Source organism: Actinomyces ruminicola (genome assembly GCF_900103885.1).
GTDB lineage: Bacteria > Actinomycetota > Actinomycetes > Actinomycetales > Actinomycetaceae > Actinomyces > Actinomyces ruminicola.
Map to the genome: position 1 here is coordinate 110,292 of NZ_FNIM01000004.1, position 19,937 is coordinate 130,228.

At 67.5% G+C, this 19,937-nt stretch carries 19 protein-coding genes; 14 read left to right on the forward strand and 5 right to left on the reverse strand.

The window, feature by feature from the left end; translation table 11 throughout:
• Positions 1–72 precede the first annotated feature (72 nt).
• The 12 genes from BLR49_RS05400 to BLR49_RS05450 all read left to right on the forward strand — a co-directional run bounded on the left by BLR49_RS05400 (position 73) and on the right by BLR49_RS05450 (position 14,147).
• Positions 73–1,749 carry an L-lactate permease gene (locus tag BLR49_RS05400; RefSeq protein ID WP_092534624.1) on the forward strand — a complete coding sequence of 559 codons (1,677 nt, stop codon included), beginning with the start codon at positions 73–75 and terminating at the stop codon, positions 1,747–1,749.
• Positions 1,750–2,036: 287 nt separating this feature from the next.
• Positions 2,037–2,462, forward strand: a complete 426-nt coding sequence (locus BLR49_RS05405) for a hypothetical protein (protein WP_092534627.1) — start codon at positions 2,037–2,039, stop codon at positions 2,460–2,462.
• Positions 2,463–3,510: 1,048 nt separating this feature from the next.
• A complete protein-coding gene (locus BLR49_RS05410) occupies positions 3,511–4,311 on the forward strand; it encodes a (Fe-S)-binding protein (RefSeq protein ID WP_092534630.1) in 801 nt (266 codons plus the stop codon).
• The gene (locus BLR49_RS05415; RefSeq protein ID WP_092534633.1) at positions 4,311–5,891 is read left to right on the forward strand and encodes a LutB/LldF family L-lactate oxidation iron-sulfur protein; all 1,581 of its coding nucleotides are present in this window, start codon (positions 4,311–4,313) and stop codon (positions 5,889–5,891) included. The genes BLR49_RS05410 and BLR49_RS05415 overlap by 1 nt, the downstream gene beginning before the upstream one ends.
• On the forward strand, positions 5,891–6,544 hold the full coding sequence (locus tag BLR49_RS05420; RefSeq protein ID WP_092534636.1) for a LutC/YkgG family protein: 654 nt from the start codon (positions 5,891–5,893) through the stop codon (positions 6,542–6,544). Before BLR49_RS05415 ends, BLR49_RS05420 begins: the two co-directional genes overlap by 1 nt.
• Positions 6,545–6,596: 52 nt before the next feature.
• Positions 6,597–7,394: a DeoR/GlpR family DNA-binding transcription regulator gene (locus BLR49_RS05425; protein WP_092534639.1), complete on the forward strand. Its 798-nt coding sequence runs from the start codon at positions 6,597–6,599 to the stop codon at positions 7,392–7,394.
• A gap of 493 nt (positions 7,395–7,887) precedes the next feature.
• Complete coding sequence (locus BLR49_RS05430) at positions 7,888–9,201, forward strand: RbtT/DalT/CsbX family MFS transporter (protein ID WP_092534643.1); 1,314 nt, start codon at positions 7,888–7,890, stop codon at positions 9,199–9,201.
• Between the two features lie 89 nt (positions 9,202–9,290).
• Entirely contained in the window at positions 9,291–10,733 is a 1,443-nt protein-coding gene (locus BLR49_RS05435; RefSeq protein ID WP_092534646.1) for a mannitol dehydrogenase family protein, read from the forward strand.
• Positions 10,734–10,907: 174 nt separating this feature from the next.
• A complete protein-coding gene (locus BLR49_RS05440) occupies positions 10,908–11,570 on the forward strand; it encodes an ATP-binding protein (RefSeq protein ID WP_092534649.1) in 663 nt (220 codons plus the stop codon).
• 5 nt (positions 11,571–11,575) lie between these two features.
• The gene (locus BLR49_RS05445) at positions 11,576–12,235 is read left to right on the forward strand and encodes a pentapeptide repeat-containing protein (RefSeq protein ID WP_092534652.1); all 660 of its coding nucleotides are present in this window, start codon (positions 11,576–11,578) and stop codon (positions 12,233–12,235) included.
• 635 nt (positions 12,236–12,870) lie between these two features.
• A complete protein-coding gene (locus tag BLR49_RS13015; RefSeq protein WP_143013712.1) occupies positions 12,871–13,308 on the forward strand; it encodes a DUF6318 family protein in 438 nt (145 codons plus the stop codon).
• 128 nt (positions 13,309–13,436) lie between these two features.
• Positions 13,437–14,147 (forward strand): zinc transporter, encoded by a 711-nt coding sequence (locus BLR49_RS05450; RefSeq protein ID WP_143013713.1) that lies wholly within the window; start codon positions 13,437–13,439, stop codon positions 14,145–14,147.
• 35 nt (positions 14,148–14,182) lie between these two features.
• Here BLR49_RS05450 and BLR49_RS05455 read toward each other — a convergent pair whose 3' ends face one another.
• Positions 14,183–14,407, reverse strand: coding sequence for a hypothetical protein (locus BLR49_RS05455; protein WP_092534659.1), 225 nt, complete (start codon positions 14,405–14,407; stop codon positions 14,183–14,185).
• A gap of 99 nt (positions 14,408–14,506) precedes the next feature.
• Between BLR49_RS05455 and BLR49_RS05460 the strand changes: the two genes are divergently transcribed.
• On the forward strand, positions 14,507–15,337 hold the full coding sequence (locus tag BLR49_RS05460) for a sulfite exporter TauE/SafE family protein (RefSeq protein WP_092534662.1): 831 nt from the start codon (positions 14,507–14,509) through the stop codon (positions 15,335–15,337).
• A gap of 79 nt (positions 15,338–15,416) precedes the next feature.
• Here BLR49_RS05460 and BLR49_RS05465 read toward each other — a convergent pair whose 3' ends face one another.
• From BLR49_RS05465 to BLR49_RS05480, 4 genes are all read right to left on the reverse strand, one after another.
• Entirely contained in the window at positions 15,417–16,079 is a 663-nt protein-coding gene (locus tag BLR49_RS05465; protein WP_245690481.1) for a ferritin-like fold-containing protein, read from the reverse strand.
• A gap of 120 nt (positions 16,080–16,199) precedes the next feature.
• Complete coding sequence (locus BLR49_RS05470) at positions 16,200–16,859, reverse strand: NAD(P)-dependent oxidoreductase (RefSeq protein WP_086614635.1); 660 nt, start codon at positions 16,857–16,859, stop codon at positions 16,200–16,202.
• 23 nt (positions 16,860–16,882) lie between these two features.
• Positions 16,883–17,536 (reverse strand): NAD(P)-dependent oxidoreductase, encoded by a 654-nt coding sequence (locus tag BLR49_RS05475; protein WP_086614634.1) that lies wholly within the window; start codon positions 17,534–17,536, stop codon positions 16,883–16,885.
• 15 nt (positions 17,537–17,551) lie between these two features.
• Positions 17,552–18,832: an MFS transporter gene (locus BLR49_RS05480; protein ID WP_092534668.1), complete on the reverse strand. Its 1,281-nt coding sequence runs from the start codon at positions 18,830–18,832 to the stop codon at positions 17,552–17,554.
• Positions 18,833–19,008: 176 nt separating this feature from the next.
• Between BLR49_RS05480 and BLR49_RS05485 the strand changes: the two genes are divergently transcribed.
• Entirely contained in the window at positions 19,009–19,695 is a 687-nt protein-coding gene (locus BLR49_RS05485; RefSeq protein WP_092534671.1) for a TetR/AcrR family transcriptional regulator, read from the forward strand.
• The last annotated feature ends 242 nt before the right edge of the window (positions 19,696–19,937 follow it).

A 19,937-nucleotide genomic window follows, 5' to 3' on the forward strand; every position in this document is an offset into this window, starting at 1 on the left:
GCTCGTCACGGCCGCGGCAACCGACGCCCTGCGGTCCCGACACCGACGCCCCCGACCCGTCCGGAACCCACCATGACACTCACCGCACCACTGCTCGCAACGGCATTCACCCCCTCAACGACCGCCGTCGGCGGCAATGTCTTCATCACCGCGATCGTCGGCCTGCTGCCGCTGATCGCGTTCTTCGTGCTCATGGGCGCCTTCAAGGTCGCCACCCACTGGTGCGCGATCATCTCCCTGGCGCTCTCGGCCGTGATCGCCGTCGTGGCCTTCCACATGCCGGTGGGGATGACGGCGCTGTCGGCCACCCAGGGCCTGGCCATGGGATTCGTGCCGATCATCTACATCATCATCGCGGCCGTCTGGCTGTACAACCTGACCGAGACCTCCGGGCGCAGCCAGGACCTGAAGGCCGTGTTCAACACGATCGGCAAGGGCGACCAGCGCGCCCAGGCCCTCATCGTCGCCTTCTGCTTCTGCGGGCTGCTGGAGGGACTGGCCGGCTTCGGCGCGCCGGTGGCCATCACCGCAGCCATGCTGGTGACCCTGGGCGTGCCCAAGATCAAGGCGGCGATCGCCACGATCGTGGGCAACGGCATTTACGTCGGCTTCGGCGCCATGTCCATCCCGACGACCACCGCCGGGAACCTGGGCGGCGAGGACCCGGTCTCGGTGGCCCAGAACATGGGTCACCTGACCTCGATCATCTGCGTGCTGGTGCCGTTCCTGCTGCTGTTCATCCTCGACGGCGCCCGCGGCATCCGGCAGCTGTGGCCGCTGGCCCTGGTGGCGGGGATCGCGGCCGGCGTCGGCCACTTCGTCACCCCCGGCGTCTCCTACGAGCTGACCTCCGTGGTGGGCGCCCTGCTCGCCTTCGCCGCCTGCTACCTGTTCCTGCTGGTGTGGAAGCCGACCACGCCCGACGAGTACCACTCGGAGATCGACGGCGCGGACAAGCCCGACCGCGAGCGCGTCGTCCTGGCGCTGCTGCCCTACGTGCTGGTCGTCGTCATCATCGCCATCACCAAGCTGTGGAAGTTCGGCGTGGACCTGTCCGCCGTGCTGTCGAGCACCGACGTCAAGATCCCGTGGCCGGGCGTCTACGGGGACCTGCTCACCGCCGACGGCGAGGCCTCCACCTCCGCCATCTACAACCTGCAGACGCTGTCCAACCCGGGCACCTGGATCCTGCTCACGGCGGTGATCGTGTGCGTGGTCTATGGCACCCGCTCCTCGGGCGGACGCTTCCAGACCTCCATCGGCGCCATGTTCGCGGTGCTGCCGCGCACGATCTTCACGCTGCGCATGTCGATCCTCACCATCGCCTCCGTGATGGCGCTGGCCTACGTCATGAACTTCTCGGGCCAGACCACCGCCGTCGGCGCCGCCCTGGCGACCACCGGCGCCGCCTTCGCCTTCCTCTCCCCCGTACTGGGCTGGATCGGTACGGCGGTGGCGGGCTCGGCCACCAGCGCCGGCGCGCTGTTCGCCAACCTGCAGGCGACCGCCGCCGCGCAGGCGAACCTGGACCCGCGCATCCTGCTGGCCGCCAACACCATCGGCGGCGGCCTGGGCAAGATCGTCTCCCCGCAGAACCTGGCGGTGGTCACCACGGCCGTGGACGCCCCCGGCACCGACGCGGAGATCCTCAAGAAGTCCGCCCCCTACTCGATCGGCCTGCTGCTGGTGCTGTGCTGCCTGGTGCTGGCCGCCTCCCAGGGCTGGCTGGGCGCCTACATGCCGGCCTGACGGTGGCACCGGAGAGTTCGACCGGGGGCCGTTTGTCGGATACGGCCGCTTCCTCCCCAGCCACTCCGCGTTCGCGGTGGCCTCGGGAGGTGGGGGCCGTATCCGGGCTCCCACGGTCGTACTCGGGCCGGCGGGTATGCGCCCGACTCCCGAGGTGCGGGCTTCTCAGCGCACTGGCCGTCTGCACGGCTCTGCTCCTTGCAGCCTGCTCGGTTACTCCCCTCCCGGGTCGGGACGCCCAGCCGGACAGCACGCAGGATGCGCGTTTCGCCGAGTTCACGCAGTACGTGCCCGATCCGCTGACCGTGCAGACCTCCCTGGACTCGGTCACCAGCCGCATGCCGGCCATGGGCGCCACAGGCACGCACTTGGTCATGCAGGAGAGGGTCAAGAAGAACGAGTCCCGGCTGCCTGAGCCCGACCGGCCCTACTGGTTCCACGCCGTCATCGAAGTCGACCAGGCCACCAGCCGGGCGCTGGGTGACGCCGCGACCACCGCTCCCGACCTGCTGCCGCCGATCCACCCCGACCTGCACCAGTACGTCCCCCAGGAATGCACCTTCGTCACCGTCCCGGAGTCCGACGCGAACCGGATTCTTGACACTGAGAACGCCGACCTCGTGGGCGGCTCGGAGCGGTTCACCGTGGATGAGCTGGCACTGTCCACCGACTGCAACCTCGTCGTCATGGTCGGCACCGGGCACTACTCCTGACAGCTCCCGGGGCCGCCGACCCGGCGAACTCCTGGCGGGCCACAGCACGTCCTCGACGACGGACCCGCGTGCTCAGTGCCAGAACTCGATCTGCCGCTGGCGTTACTCGCTTGCCATGCCGGCGCACCAGTCGGCACAACAGAGGGGAGCCACCCGGCTGGGACCCGGATGACTCCCCGACGCAAGCGGCTCAGCTGAACCACTTGCTGAGGGCATCCACAAGGACACCGATGGCCCGGATCATTTGAGCCAGTGATTGGAACAGTTCGCCCAGCTTCCGGGCCACTCCCTTGCCCCTGCGGACTTCGGCATGTCGGCCTCTCGGCTCGGACACGGCCCCCACCTCCTACCTGGCTCCTACCTTCTCGGCCAAGGACTGGACTGTTCCGAGAGTAGGTGCCGAAGCAGGCTGTTCCAGCCTAGGTGACAGCAACGACACGAATCGGTACGGTCTGGGCGGTCAACCGCCTGGTGGTGCGCTCACCCGCACAGAGCCGGGAACACCATCGGGATTTGCTGCCGCCATCTCCCGCAGCCCGCTCTCTACTACGCCACTTCGGTGTTGGGTACGCCGGTTAGCGGTTGGTTGAAGGCCTCACAGGCATACAATCAACCGCTAACCGGCGTAGTAGAGGTCGATCCGGCGTAGCAAAGAACGGCGTCCCCGACGTCCAGCGACCAGGAGCCTCGGCCACGCCATTGGCCACCACCATCCCGCCGACCGACAGCGGTCGGCTCCATCCCACCGGGGCGTCAACACAGCCACCCGCCAGGACTCCCGCGCCTGCGCCGCTTCGCCTTGGCGCCGGCTTGGCCGCAGGTGAGGAAAACCGAAGGCCGGGCTTGCGCAATGCGACCCCCGACATACCCGTGGCATCGCCGGAACCGGCCGCGCCGCAACCCCCACAGTTCCCACTTTCAGGCGTGATACCAGGCTTCCCCGAGCGATCACCAAGGTTCCCCATACAGGCGGTGGAGCGACCCCGGTCACTGCCCTAATCTGGTCACGGTTACGCCAAAGCTGTCGTGGAGGAAAGGACCCCATCCCGTGCGCATAGCACTATTCGCCACGTGTCTGGCAGACACGATGTTCCCCCAGGCCGCGCAGGCCACCGTCACCATTCTCGAACGTCTCGGCCACGAGGTCGTCTTCCCCCAGGGGCAGGCCTGCTGCGGCCAGATGCACGCCAACACCGGCTACTTCAAGCAGGCCGCCTCCATCGTGGAGAACCACGTCAAGACCTTCGAGCCCGTCCTGGACGGGGAGTGGGACGCCGTCGTCGTCCCCTCCGGATCCTGCGCGGGGGCCGCCCGGCACGAGCAGCGGCTGGTGGCCGAGCACGTGGGAGACACCGCCCTGGTCAAGCGGGTGGACGCCCTGAGCGAGTACACCTACGACATCTCCGAGTTCCTCATCGACGTGCTCGGCCTGGAGGACGTGGGCGCCTACTTCCCGCACACCGTCACCTACCACCCCACCTGCCACTCCATGCGGGTGGCGCACGTCGGGGACCGCCCCTACCGGCTGCTGCGCGCCGTCGAGGGACTGACCCTCATCGAGTTGCCGGATGAGAAGGTCTGCTGCGGCTTCGGCGGCACCTTCTCCATCAAGAACTCCGATACCTCCACGGCGATGGTCGCGGACAAGGCCGCCAACGTCATGTCCACCGGCGCCGAGGTGCTGTGCACCGGCGACTACTCCTGCCTGATGAACATCGGCGGGGCCCTGTCCCGCGTCAACTCCGGCGTGCGCGTCATGCACCTGGCGGAGATCCTCGCCTCCACCAAGGAGACCCCCTTCGAAGGCCACGCCTCCTTCCAGCCCAGCAAGGACCAGGTGAGACTGTAATGACCCAGACATTTCTAGGTATGCCGGCCGCATCCCCCGACGAGCAGCCCCACACCGGCGGCTGGCGCACCAACGTTGAAGTCCCGCAGGACACGCTGCGCTGGGGCCACACCTTCCCCGAGGGCGCGCACAAGACCCTCGCCAACACCCAGATGCGCCGCAACCTGGGCCACGCCACGCGCACCATCCGCAACAAGCGGCAGCTGCGCGTCGACGAGATGCCGGACTGGGAGGACCTGCGGGAGGCGGCCGAGGCCGTCAAGTTCGAGGTGGCCTCCCGCCTGCCCGAGCTGCTGGAGCAGTTCGAGGCGAATGTGACCGCCAACGGCGGCATTGTCCACTGGGCCCGCGACGCCGCCGAGGCCAACCGGATAGTCGCGGACATCATCAAGTCCAAGGGCGTCGACGACGTCGTCAAGGTCAAGTCCATGGCCACCCAGGAGACCAACCTCAACGAGTACCTGGCGGACGAGGGCATCACCGCCCACGAGACCGACCTGGCGGAGATGATCGTCCAGCTGGCCGACGACATGCCCTCCCACATCGTGGTCCCGGCGATCCACCGCAACCGCTCCGAGGTGCGCGGCATCTTCCTGGATCGCATGGGCGACGCCCCCGAGGACCTGTCGGACAAGCCCGAGGAGCTCGCCGGCGCCGCACGCGCGCACCTGCGCCGGAAGTTCCTCCACGCCAAGGTGGCCGTCTCCGGCACCAATATGGGCATCGCGGAGACGGGCACGGTCTCGATCTTCGAGTCCGAGGGCAACGGGCGCATGTGCCTGACCCTGCCGGACACGCTGATCACCCTCATGGGCATCGAGAAGCTGGTCCCCCGCTACCAGGACGCGGAGATCTTCACCCAGCTGCTGCCCCGCTCCGCCACCGGCGAGCGCATGAACCCCTACACCTCCATGTGGACGGGCGTCACCCCCGGTGACGGCCCCCAGGAGTTCCACCTCATCCTCATGGACAACGGCCGCACCAAGGTGCTCGCCGACCCGATCGGCAGGCAGGCACTGGCCTGCATCCGCTGCGGCTCGTGCATGAACATCTGCCCGGTCTACCAGCACACCGGCGGCCATGCCTACGGCTCGGTATACCCCGGCCCGATCGGCTCGATCCTCACCCCCCAGCTCACGCAGGGGCTCGACGACGACGATCCGGTCCACACCCTGCCCTTCGCCTCCTCCCTGTGCGGGGCCTGCGCGGAGGTGTGCCCGGTCAAGATCAACATTCCCACCATCCTCATCCACCTGCGCGCCCGCAGCGTGGACGTCAAGCGCCGCCTGGTGCCGGACATGTGGGACGTGGCCATGAATGCCACCGCGCCGATCATGTCCAACGGCAAGGCCTGGCTGGCCGCCACCGAGGGGGTCAAGGCCACGCGCCTGCTCGGGAAGGACGGGCGGATCGGCGCCCTGCCGTTCCCCGCCTCGCTGTGGACGCGCTCACGCGACCTGCCCGTGGCTCCCAAGGAGTCGCTGCGGCACTGGTGGAAGCGCACTCACCCGGACGGCGTCACCCCCGCCCGTACGGTTGCCGACGCCGCCGCACAGTCCACCCCCGAGGAGAACCGCTGATGGATGCCAAGACCGCAATTCTCGCCCGCGCCCGCGAGGCCATCTCCCGCTCCCAGCAGGGCCGGCCCGTGCGGGATATCCCCCGCAACTACATCCGGGTGGGCGCCGACGCCCCCGGCTCCGAGCCGGTGGTGGCGGACATGGTCGAGAAGCTCGAGGACTACTCCGCCAAGGTGGTGTTGGCGCCCAAGGACGCCGCCGTCCTGGACGCCATCGATGAGCTGCTCGGGGCGGCCACGAGCGTCGTCGTCCCCGCCGGGCTGCCGCAGGCCTACAAGGAGGCGGCCGCGCGCGGCGGGCGCACGGTGCGCGAGGACTCGCGGGAGGAGCCGATCCCGACCCTGGAGCTCGACCAGATCGACGCGGTGCTGACCTGCTCGCGCGTGGGGATCTCCCTGTCGGGCACGATCTGCCTGGACGGCGAGCCCGACCAGGGGCGGCGCGCCATCACGCTGGTGCCGGACAAGCACGTGGTGGTCCTGGAGCGGGAGATGATCATGCCGACGGTCCCGCAGGCGGTGGACGTGCTCGGGCAGCACCCGACGCGCCCGACCACCTGGATCGCCGGCGGCTCGGCCACCTCCGACATCGAGCTGGTGCGCGTCAACGGCGTGCACGGCCCGCGCAACCTGGGCGTCGTCATCGCGCACTGACGCCCCGCGCGGGAGGCACTCGCACCCCGGCGCAACCCTGCGACGCACGGCCATGACCACTGGTACCCCTGATCCACTCTCGGCGCGCGCGGACACCCGCGCGCGCCGAGAGGCGCTCATCCGCGAGCTGCGTGAACGCGGCGAGATGGAGGTCTCCGAGCTCCCGGAGCGCTTCGGGGTATCCGTGGAGACCATTCGCAGAGATCTGCGCCAACTGGAGTCAAGCGGCCGCATTATCCGCACCTACGGGCGGGTCGCGGCCGCCGAGTCCGCCACCTACGAGACCAGCCGCGCCTTCCGTTCCAGCCACCACACCGAGGAGAAGGACCGCATCGCCCGGGCGGCCGCCGCCTGCCTGGGGCACGCAGAAACGGTGTTCCTCGACGAGGGCAACCAGCCGCTGCTGGTCGGGCGGTCGCTTCCCGTCGACCGCCCCCTCACCGTGGTGACCACCTCCCTGCCCACGGCGCTCGAGCTGGCCGAGCGACCGCGCTACACCGTGATCACCGTCGGCGGCCGGATCCGGCCCACCACCCTGGGCGCCGTCGGTCACTGGGCCACCACCATGCTGGAACGGATGGAACCGGATCTGGCCTTCATCGGCGCCAACGGCGTCACCGACGCGGGCTGGCTGACCACCCCTGATCCGGCCGTGGCCGCGGTCAAGGAGGCGGCGCTGGCGGTCGCCCGTCGCGCGGTATTCGTCGGCAACCACACGAAGTTCGGCCATTCCACCTTCGTGCGCTTCGGGCACGTGCGCGCACTGGAGCGCATCATCACCGGCAGGGAGCTGCGCAGGGCAACGGCGCGGCGGCTGGGCTCCTTCGGACCGCAGGTGGACCGGGTCTGAGTTGAAGCGGAGTGTCTGACTCAGGAGCGCGGTGGCCGACTGCCGCCGACACTCGACATGGCATCGACGACCGCTCGAAAGTTTGCCCCGCTCTGGTCGTGACTCGGGGTGAACATTGTCGGAAACGGTGGGGCTTCGGCAAGGCGGGACGGATGAGCCGGACAGGGGCACCGGCGCCTCCGGATAGCCGCCGTCAACGCTCCCCGGGGGGAGCCGGTGGGCTAGCCGCCATCCTCGCGGGCTAACCCACGTCCTCAACCTGCTCAACTCACATCCCCAGCCAGGAAACGGTCACCAGCGCGTCCGGATTCGGTAAACTCCGGCCCTGTTCGGTCGCCTTGAGCCGCGTCATCCGGGCATTTCCGGAGTCGGACACCGGCAAACTGCACGCCCGCAACCGGTCACCGAGGCGGTCACCGCTCGGTCCCACACTTGATGCCACCGGCGAAGGACGCCGGCCCCTGAAACAGCGACCAAAGGTGATCGAGCAACGATGCCCTCCTCCAACAGGCTCATAGCAGCCATACAGAAGACTGGATTCCCCACCAACCTCGCCACCGGATTCCTGGCGGTCATCATCTTCGTGATCGGTGACGGCATCGAGGCGGTGTGGATCACCAACTACCTGTCCAGCAGTTCGGTCGGCTTCGCCGTCTCCCAGGCCTCAATGATCGTCACCTCCTACGGGGTGGTCGTCGCCATTGCGGCCTTCCTGTCCGGCGCCCTGTGCGATGCCATCGGCTGCCGGCGGGTAATGCTGATCGGCCTGGTGTCATTCCTGGTGTTCGACGCACTGTTCATCGCCGTCGGCCTGCCCAGCCACAATCTGCCGCTGCTGCTCCTGTTCTATGGCATGCGCGGCTTCGGCTACCCCATGTTCGCGTACGGGTTCCTCACCTGGACCATGATGGTGACCCCGCCCGCCCGCCAGTCCTCGGTCTCCGGCTGGTTCTGGTTCGCCTTCAGCCTGGGCATGCAGCTGCTCGGCTCCTACTTCTCCAGCCTGCTGCTGCCGCACATCGGTCACATCGCCACCCTCTGGCTCGGTTGGGCGCTGGCCGCCGTGGGCGGCGTGATCGGCATGCTGTTCCTGCGGCTGCACCCCTCCTCGGCGCAGACCCGCGGCAAGTCCGTGGTGGAGTCCGTCGGCTCAGCCGTATCCGTGCTGTGGCGCTACCCCAAGGTGTCCATTGGCGGCATCGTAAAGGTCATCAACCTCTCCGGCCAGTACGGCATGCAGGCCTACTACGTGGTCTACCTGCACAAGGTCTACGGCATGCCCGAGTCCCAGGCGATCCTGGAGTTCTCCATCTTCGGCTTCGTGGCCATCCTCGGCGACGTCTTCTGGGGCGTGGTCGGCGACAAGCTCGGCTGGCGCAACACCCTGCAGTGGTTCGCCACCCCGATCACGGCCGCGGCGCTGGCGTACATCTACCTGATCCCGATCGTCGCCGGACCGAACTTCTTCCTCATCGCCCTGGGCACCTCCGCCGTCGGCATCGGCCTGAGCGCCCACGTGCCGACCACACCACTGATCACCGCCCACGCCCACGGGGAGACCGGCAACGCACTGGCCATCCTCAACCTCGGCGCCGGCCTTGGTGCCTTCGTGGGTCCGGCCATCGTCACCCTGCTCATGGGCGATGAGACCACCGCCGGCGGCTACCTGTGGGTGGCCATGGCGCTGGCCGGAATCTACGTCGTCTCCTTCTTCCTGTGCTTCGCCCTCAAGCTCCCCGGCAACGCCCGCATCCTGGAGAGCTTCACCGACGACGTCGATGCCCGTAAGGAGGCGGTCAAGGCCTGACCCGCACGCAGCCCGCCACACCAAAGTCACCCTGCAAGCCCACGCACCGACAAGATACTGGTTCACCATCAAAGACAAGGATGTCCATCATGACCACCACACTCGCCGCCTCCCCGCTCGCCCCCACCTACGACCGCTCCGCCCTGACCACCGGGATCGTGCACATGGGCGTGGGCGGCTTCCACCGCGCCCACCAGGCCATGTACCTCGACCGGCTCATGCGCGAAGGCAGGGCCCTGGACTGGGGCATCTGCGGGGTGGGCCTGCTGCCCCAGGACGCGCGCATGCGGGACGCCCTGACCGGCCAGGACTTCCTGTACAGCCTGACCCTCAAGCACCCCGACGGCCACCACGAGCCGGCCATCATCGGCTCCATCTGCGACTACCGCTTCGCCCCCGAGGACCGCGCCGGGGTGCTGGAGGTGATGACGGCGCCGACCACCCGGATCGTCTCCCTGACCGTCACCGAGGGCGGCTACAACATCGACGACGCCACCGGCGCCTTCCGCGCCGAGGCGCCCGGGGCCGCTCACGACGCCGCCCACCCCCACGAGCCGGAGACCTCCTTCGGCTACATCGTGGAGGCGCTGCGCCTGCGCCGCGAGGCCGGCGTCGCCCCGTTCACGGTGATGAGCTGCGACAACCTCCCCGGCAACGGGAGGATCGCCCGCACCGCCGTCGTCGCCCAGGCGCGCCTGTCCGACCCGGAGCTGGCCGACTGGATCGACGGCAACGTCGCCTTCCCCAACTGCATGGTCGACCGGATCACCCCGCAGACCACTCCCGCCGACGTCGAGGAGGTGCGCGCCGAGCTGGGCGTCGAGGACGCCTGGCCGGTGGTGGCCGAGCCCTTCACCCAGTGGGTGCTGGAGGACGACTTCCCTGCGGGGCGGCCGCCGTACGAGGAGGTCGGGGTGCAAATGGTCGACGATGTCGTCCCCTACGAGCTGATGAAGCTGCGGTTGCTGAACGCCTCCCACCAGGGCCTGGCGCACTGGGGGCGGCTGCTGGGCATGGAGTTCGCCCACACGGCGGCCGCCGACGCCGACATCGCCGCCTGGGTGCGTGCCTACCTGGAGCGGGAGGCGCGCCCGCGGCTGCTGCCGGTGCCGGGGATCGACCTGGACGAGTACATCGACACGCTCTTCGAGCGCTTCACCAATGAGGCGATCGCGGACACGCTGCTGCGCCTGGCGCAGTTCGGACCTTCCGGCATGCCGAAGTTCGTGTTGCCGACCGTGCGCGACAACCTGGCCGCGGGCGGGCAGGTGCGCCTGGGGGCCGCGATGTGCGCCGCCTGGTCACTGGGAGTGCTGGGCACCGACGAGAACGGGGACGAGATTCCCGTGGCCGATGACCTGCGGCCCTTCGCCGAGAAGCAGGAGGCGGGCGACGAGCTCGGCTTCATCGGAAACCGGGAGATCTTCGGGGACCTGGCCGACGATGAGCGCTTCCGCTCCGCCTATGTGGAGGAGCTGGCCGCGCTCAAGCGTGACGGCGCCCGCGCCCGCATGCGCGCCCTGCTCGCCTGAGCCGGTTCTCCGCCCCGGCCCCCTTCCCCGAGATCGGTAGAAGTTGCGTGCCGAGATCGGTAGAAGTTACGTGCCGAGATCGGTAGATGTGGTGGGTCCGACGACCATGGTCGTCGGACCCACCTGCAATGACGCGCAATCGCTGATCGGTTCCACAGGATAGCCTTAGGTCCCGTGAGTACCCGCGTCATCCTGCTTACCGGCCCGTCCGGCTCCGGCAAGACGTCTCTGCTGCGTCACGTCGGCGCACGCCGTCTCAAGCTTGACGACTTCTACCGCGACGGCGACGAACCCGGTATGCCGCTGCTGGATGGCACTTTCTCGGGTACGGAAGGCGCCACCCGGGCCGAGGCGATGAGTGACATCGACTGGGACAATCCGGCCTCCTGGGACGCGGACCGGGCCATGGCCGCGATTCTCGAGCTGTGTGCCACGGGCTCCACGACGGTGCCGGTGTACTCGATCCGGGACAACGCCACGGTCGACTACACCACTCTGGACGTCGACGCGCTGCCGGCATATGTGGCCGAGGGCGTGTTCGCAGCGGAGCTCATCGACCGCTGCCGGGAGGCCGGAGTGCTCGCCGACGCGCTCGTGCTGCGGCGTCCGCGCCTGCAGACCTGGTGGTTCCGACTCCGCCGTGACCTGGCTGAGCACCGCAAGCCACTACCCGTGCTGCTGCGACGCGGGCTGAGGCTGGCACGGGAGGAGCCCGCCAAGATCGCCGCCTGGGTGGCCAAGGGATGCCGCCCGGTCGATCGCGCCGAGTGCGAGGCCATCATCTCCCGCTACATCACCGCCGACGTCCAGCAGACCCCGGCCGACGACGCCGCTTGAGTTCCATGCCCGACCGCCTTCTCCCCCGGCCGCCCCGTGCCAGGCCCATCCGTCCACGTGGTCTGGAGCCCGCCGACGCCGTCGTCCTGCGCGCGGGAGGCTACGCCGATCTGGCGCGGTTCAGCGGCGTCGACATCTCCGGGGTGGACCTGCGCGTGCTGGAGCTGGTCGAGTGCGTCCTGGAGGACGTGCGAGCCGATCGCGCCCATCTGGAGGAATGCCGCTGTGCGGAGTCGCGCGTGGACCGGTTGACGGCGTCCGAACTGCACGCGCAGCGCTCTGTGTGGCGGGAGGTCTCTTGGGAGGCCTCGCGCGTCGGCGCCTTCGAGTGCCACGACGCGCAGTGGCGCAGCGTGCTGCTGGAGGACTGCCGCATCGGCTTCCTGGGGCTTGGGCGGGCGAACCTGCTGGATGTGCGCCTGCGCGGCTGCACGGTGGACACGCTCGACCTGACGGCGGCCACACTGACCCGTGTGGCCTTTGAGGACTGCCGGGTCGGCGAGCTGCGCGTGCGGGAGAGCCGATTGATGGATGTAGATCTGCGGGGGCTGGCACTCAGCCAGGTAGACGACGCCGCCGGGCTACGCGGGGCCTGGGTGGGAGCCGATCAACTCGTGGAACTCGCGCCCGCACTCGCCGCCCACATGGGCCTGCGGGTCCTTTGAGCCCATATCTGCGCCCCACGCCGCCTCCCTCTCCTCGTGCCTTTGCTCCCTGGTCCTCTCGCTGAGATCGGTTGAAGTTACGTGCCCAGATCGGTTGAAGTTACGTGCCCAGATCGGTTGATATGGCACGGGTGGCCGGGGACGGGCTGAGAAGGCCTGCCGGCGGGCCAAAGTGGGCGCCGCGGACGAACCCGCCACCCCACGCCGTGGCGGGTTTTCCACAGGGCACATCACCGGAGTGGCGCCGAGCGCACGGGTCTCGGTACGGTTGCGGACATCGGCACCAAACCGATGCGCCAGTCAGCTCCCGCCCGGACCCTCAACGAGGAGGCCTCTCCGTGCCCACCACACCCGCACCAGTCCCACCACCGCGCACGCACCGCACCCGTCCCACCCCACCCACCACGCACGGGCAGCACCCCCACAACAACCGGCAGCCGGAGGCCAGGCACCTCCGCCCCCTCACCGCCGCACTGGCCGCCTGCCTGGCAGCCCTGACCCTTACCACCGGCTGCTCCGCGCACACCGACACCACCCCAACAACCACGGCGACACCGACCACACCAACGACAGCCACGTCCCCAACCCCCACGCTCTCACCCCAGGACGCCGCCGCCAGGGCCACCGCCCTGGCCATGGAACCACCCGCCCCCTACACCCCCGAATTCACCCCCGACGGCGCCGCCGAAGCAACCACATACTTCATCGAGCTCTACCCGTACGTATATGCGACAGGTGATCTGGACGCCTGGGAAAAAATGAGTGAGGACGGCTGCGAATTTTGCAACAGCGTAGTCAGCAACGCAACCGAGCTACAAAACGCCGGCGGCTGGATTGACCCGTGGGAGCAGGAGATCACGCCCCTGGAGTGGTGGACCGACGAAAACGACCCCAACCGCTACGTCGTACGCACCCAGGTTAACTCTCACGAACGCGACCAACATCCCGGCGCTAACGAGCCCCCAATTCATATCGAACAGGCAGAAGACATCCTGCTGGTTCAACTGCGGTGGACAGGATCGAATTGGAGCATAGAAATAGTCGATATAGAGGAGGGAGGAGAAGCCAAATGAAGCGTGCCGCTTACCTACGCCTCCTCACACTTGCCGCAGTTACTTTGATGGCATTGACCACTACACCCGACGCATTCGCAGACACCCATTCGAAACACGAATTCAGCAGTGAGGCCCACGGTAGTTCGGTGACTGTTACTGGTGGTTGGTCGTATCAGGTGTACTCCTCATCGCCGGGCGCGCCCGCCACCGGCGGCCATTACGGAGGCGGGGCGTTCGACGAGCAGGCCGCCCGCACCGCACAACTGATGTACCTAGCCTGCGTCGGCATACGAAGCGCCGCGTCGGGCGGCGCCCGAAACGCCGACTTCGACCCGACCGACTGCGCCACACACACCGCCCCCACCACCACCGCCACCGGGACCGACGGGGGCCCGGTGGCGGTCACGGTCTCCGCCTCCCAGGTAGTGACCCTGCTGGCCGACGGATCGGGCATCACCCGCCAGCCCCCGGGAGCAGAAGTCCTGATCAGCAAGGACTTCATCGTCTACACCAACCCCGACACACAGGTGCTTTCCACCACCGTCGCCGGCACCGAGGTCGTCATCCACGCCACACCAGTGTCCTACACCTGGGACTGGGGCGACGGCACCACCACGACCACCACTGCTCCGGGTGCACCGTGGCCCAACCAGACCGTCACCCACCGCTACACCCACACCGCCCAAGACATAACCACCACCCTCACAACCACCTGGAAGGCCACCTTCACCCCCACCGGCGGCACCACCACACCCATAACCGGAACCATCACCACCACCAACACCACCACCCCCTACAACACCGTCCGCACCCTCACCTACCTCACCGACCAAGCCGAAACCACCCAAGGACACTAAACGCCCACAGTGCAGCGAGCAGCGCGGCCCGCCGGTCACAACCGGTCGTGCTTCTCGCAGAAGACGTGGTCGCCCAGGATCTTGAAGCCGTCACGTTCAGCCGCGCGCAGGGCGTCCTGCTCGGTGTAGCTCAGCGCCAGCACGCGCTCAATCGCCGTGCCGTCCGGGTCGTGGACGGTGTCGACCACCCGGTGGGCGACCATCCGGTCGCACCCCTCGTGGTCACAGCGGATGGCGATTGCCTCGCGACGAACGAACATGTGATCCCCTCTCGGATTCGGTATCGCCGCCGATGAGCCGACGGCATTGAAGGACTGCCGGAGGGCACCCCTGCCCCCGGTTCAGCACCGGTCCGTATCATGCCTCACACCGCCGCGGCCCGCGCGGCCGCATCCGGGAACTCCTTCGGCTCCGCCACCCGGCCGCTAGTCTTGGCCGCGATGTCGCCCGTAATCACCTACGCCCTACTGTTCCTCGCCGGCGTGTTGGCCGCCATCGTCGGCTACCTGGTGGGGATGGCGTCACTCGTCTCCTACCCGGCGATGGTGGCCCTGGGCGTACCCCCGGTGGTTGCCAACGCCTCCAACACGGTCAGCCTGATTCCCGGCGGCATCGGCTCGTTGATCACCTCCTGGGACCGGCTGAGGCAGATCCGCTACTACCCGCTGCTCCCGCAGGTACTCATCGCCGTCGTCGGCGGGCTCGTGGGCGGGACGCTGCTGCTGGTGGCGCCACCGGGAGTGTTCGAGGCCATCGTGCCCTGGCTGGTGCTACTGGCGACCGTGCTGGTCGCCCTCAGTCCGCGGCTGCGGCGAGGCGCCGCCAACTACCGCCTGGCCGCCCCCGCCTTCCTGACCCTCATGGCCGCGATCATGGTCTACAGCGGCTACTTCGGCGCCGGCGCGGGCGTACTCTTCTTCGCCCTGTGCACCCTGGGCACACCCATGAACACCCACGCGGCGGTGGTGATGAAGACGCCCATGCTGACGCTGTCCAACTTCTCCGCCGCCGTGCTGTTCATAGTGCAGGGCCGAGTCGACTGGGGCGCGGCAATCGCCGTCGGCATCGGCTCCTTCGTCGGCGGTTACGCGGCACCCCTGATTCAGCGGCTCATTCCCGAGCGCGTCATTCATGCCGCGGTTGTGGTCGGCGGCCTGGTCCTGACCGTCTGGCTGCTGCTCGGCTTCTGACCCCGGCCCGACGGCAGCCGCATCCCCTGCCCGACGCCGCCCCGGTCATCCTCCGAGCCGTGCCGACGCCGTCGCTCGGCTAGACCCGCAGCCCCAGCCCCCGCATGCGGGTGGTCGCCCCCTGGGAGAGGGCCTCGTGCAGTGCCTCGGCCTCCGCTCCCGAGACTGCCAGATCCGGCACGGATGCCAGTAGCCGCTTCATGGTGCCGATCTCCTCACCGACCACGCGGCGGCCCCACAGTCCCAGGCGCGCCGCCAGCTGCGTGTCCTCGCCGATCGCCGGCACCAGCTGCGCCGGCGCGAAGTCCGCAAGGCGGTCGGCGCCGATCTCCTCCGTCAGCCGCTCGCGCAGCGGCGCATCCAGCGTCTGCGCGAGCGCGACGACGAAGTCCCGCATCAACCCGAAGGTCAGGTAGGTCTTGGTCAAGCGCTCGTACCAGTCCAGGGGCCGCAGGCGCTCATCAAAGTCGCCCAGTGCGCCGATGAACGGCGCTGCCGCCTCGAGCACGTCGACGCCGACGGCCGCAGCCGGTTCTCGCAGCCGGTCGAAGGAGGCGACCGCCTCCGCGCTCATACGCAGCAGCTCGACGCGTGAGGCCATGTCGGAAGCCTTATCGGCATCCTTGGCATAACGGGTGCAGGCGATGGTCCGCGTATAAGCGGCCAGACCGATGACCGCGACGGTGTGCGGCGTGGGTGACGCGGCCGCGTCCCGGCCGGTGGGGGAGGCTGAACTGCTCATGGACCCAGGGTAGGCCCTGCCGACGCGCCGATCGGGCGCTTCTCGGCCGCTTTCCTGGGCGATCCCCATCGACGCCCCGCGTCGCCGTCGAATCGCTCGGCGGCCTCTCCCCCACGCAGACTAATAGGCGACGCAGATGCGCTGGCGGTGGTACCGCGGCCGCTCAATCTCATCAAGACACGCGTAGCCAAAGTCCTCAAGTCCGATGTACGACTGTGCGGCGTAGTCCGGATCGGAGATGTCCTTGGTGCACAGTTCATCGACCGCAACCCTGTAGGTCTTCAGGCGCCGATCCGGGAACATCTTCGCGGCGGGGGCGATCTCAACCCAGTCGAGTTCATGCTCCGCCAGGTAGACCTCGTGAGAGAGCTCGTGGACGCCGTACCACGTGCGGTAGAAGGGTGTCAGGAACGAGGTGTCCCTGAGCCGTACACCCGGCTTGACTTCGAACACGCACGAATCGCCGACGGCGAGGAGCCGCTTGACTCCGCGGGCCTTCGCCGCCTCGACCACATTGCTCGCCCAGGTGCCGAAGGTCGTGGGGTTGTCGGGATCGGGCATGACCGCGTTCACCAGGACGTCGGTGTCGCTCGGGATCGATGAAATAAGACTCTCGACGTCCGCACAGTCACCATACCGGGAATCGATATCCGGGAACTCGGTGTGCACGACGTCCTTGGGGTTACGGCTGATGCACACGACTTCGTGGTGACGATCAAGCGCCTCCTCGATGATGCTGGAGCCGGCATTGCCCGTACCTCCGATTACCGCGATCCTCATGACTCATTCCTCTCCATTTTCGGTCAGTAGCCTACTGTATACCGCTCCCGGTGATGGACGGGTGTCTCGATCTCGTCTACCATCGCGACGGCGTAGTCCTGCATTGAAATAGTGCTGATGTGGGGGTAATCGGTGCTCTCGAGATCGGTGACTACCAGGTGGTCATGACCGGTGCGGTAGTGGCCGGTCCGCTCACCGACGTTCTCCTCCATCATCGCTGGCGGCGTTTGGACGACCCAGTCCAAGTCGTGCTCCTGTCGCATACGTTCCAGAACTCGCTCATGCATCCCGACAACAGGCCTGATCGTCTTGGAGAAGAACTTCGTGTACAGATACACCTTCCCCTCGGTTGTCAGTGCCGTGCCTGCACCGCCGACCACCAGTAGACGAGCAACGCCCGCCTGCTTGGTAGCCTCGATGACGCCCTCGATAAGTTCCTCGACCTTGTCCAGTCCCAGCGCCAACGGCGCACCGGCGTAGACGACCGCGTCCGATCCCCGGCTCGCTTCGGCGATGCCATTGACGTCGGCGATATTGAGGCGGTGATACTCGGCCAGTCCCTCTACCCGAGGCGTCTCGTGAATGTCGATGCCGCGCACATGGTGGCGCCGACCGACGGCCTCGGCCGCGATACGCGAGCCGACGCGTCCGTCTGAACAGAGAACAGTGATATCCATGACTATCCTTCCAAATTAGTCGCGATTAGTCGCAGGGACCGCGCTGCTGGACGATGAGGTCTTTGGGACGGCTTGGCCACGGTGCCCGAGCGCCCATAGGACAACGGCGATGCCTGCTGCGCACGCTCCTATGATCCAGAGAGGAATCCATGCGCCCGTGCCTCGAGCCCCGAGGTTCGGAGCAACCACCGAGTTGAAGACGACGTTCCCGAACAAGGATCCGATGAGGGCGCCCAGGCCGTTGTACAGCATCGTGAACAAGCTCTGACCTTGTGCACTGATCTCGGGCGGGCAGAGGCTGGACACGTACATCGCACCCAGGACGAGGAGGAAGTCGTTGCAAACGCCCTGCATCGCGATCGCGATGATCAGTGGGATCAGTCCCGTCCCAGCCGCGAGCGCCATCAGCGGCAACCTGATCGTCCAGCTCAGCATGCCTATCATCAGCGACCATTTCATCCCGACCTTGCGGAGAAGCCATGGGATGGTCACCACGAAGATGATCTCCGAGAAGGGGCCGAGCGCCATTACGGTGGCCACGTTCTTCACTCCGAGGGCATCGATGTAGGCGGAGGCATACGCCGTGTAGAGCGCCAGCGGGATGCCGGCGAGTAGCACGCACACCGCGAAGACGCGGAAGTTGTGGTGCCGGAACAGCGTGAATGCCCCTGCACCTACCAAGTCGCTCAATGAGAACCTGGATTCGGTGCCGGTTGGCGGCGTCGGAGGCAACGTCACCGAGTAGACGGCCATCACCACGGAGATCGACGCCGAGACTAGGAAGACGGACGGGGAGGCGGACAGACCTCCCTGGCCGACGACGACCCCCGCGACGACGTAGCCGATGGTGCCGAAGACACGCACGTATGGGAAGCTGCTGTTCCCCTCACCCATGTGTCTGAAGACGATGCTGTTCGCGATCCCCATGGTGGGCATGTAGAACGCCATGTAGATGAAGACAAGCGTCAGTGTCCACCCTTCCGACCCTGCCAGCACCGAGTTGCGCAGCGCGATCATGAGGGCTGCGCACACCAGGTGAGTCGCCGCCAGGAGCCGCTCGGATCGGAACCATCGGTCCGCCAGCGACCCCACGAGCAGAGGCGCGACGAACGCACCGATGGACGCTGAGGAATATGCCAGGCCGATCGCATTGGCCATCCCGAAGGTGGACATCACCAGGCCCAGCGTCTGGAACCAGGCCCCAAAGACCAGGAACTGGAGCAGCATCATCATGCAGAACCTGACGGTCAAGCGGGTCGTCCCGTTCTGACTGCGCCCAATGTCTGGAGTCATCATTGCCTCCACTCATGCCGCGACGGTGCTTCGTCTCGTCGGAAGCGTCTCAACCGTTGCGGGCGGCTCAACCCTAGCACAAAGATCGACCAGATGGTTCATGTTCAGTTCATCTCTCTCCCCCCGATTGCTCGACTGACTCCAACCCCAGGTAGCCTGCCCCTGAAGGCGAGGTCCGTATGACTGACAGTGACACAGAGGCAGTCCAGCTCCGGCGACGCCGCGGCACGTACGCAACCGGCCGGGCGACCCAGGTCAAGATCATCAAAGCTGCGGTCGCCTTGTTCGGCGAGTCCGGCTTCAATGCCTCATCGCTCCGCGATATCGCCAAGCGTGCCGGAGTAACCCACTCGACGCTGCTGCACCACTTTCCGACGAAGGCAGAGCTCCTCAGGGCGGTTCTGGAGTCTCGCGATCAGGGCGACAGCATCCTCCTGGCGGACAAGGCCCGTGAAGGCATCCCGTTCCTGTCTGCACTGGTGACCTTGATGGAGCACAACGCCACCCAGCGACCGCTCATCGAGCTGTACGCCACCCTCAGCGCGGAGGCGACCGCAGTCACACACCCAGCACACGACTACTTCGTAGACCGCTACGAGATGGTCATCGAACAGAATCGGCGTGCTTTTGCCCAGATCAAGGCGGAAGGACTGCTTCGAGGTGGCTGCGACGTGGAACGGATCGCCAGGAATACCGCCGCCCTGCAAGACGGACTACAGATCCAATGGCTGCTCGACAGCAGGGTCGACATGGCCGCCTGCCTGCGAGAGTTTCTCGACGGCGTCCTAGTCAAGCCGCTGAGCGAACTCGAGCGGTGTCGTCCGGACGACACCGCCTACATCACGCCCTCTCACCAACGCCTTTGAGCCCACAAACCGCTTGCGCCCTACGCGATCCATATCTCTTCCCTGCGGCCCGCACAGACGCGTCCAGGTGACTAGTCTTGACTCAGGTTGCCCGGTCGCCATGCCTGTCGTCATGCCTCTCCGCCCCGCCTGCCCGTCACGGCAACGTGCAGGGCCTCTTCCGCGATCGGCTGCCGCACATGACCGCAGGCGCGAGTCCCGCCGCACGCCGGCGAGCCGCCCGCGCCGCCTGAGCCCGGGCC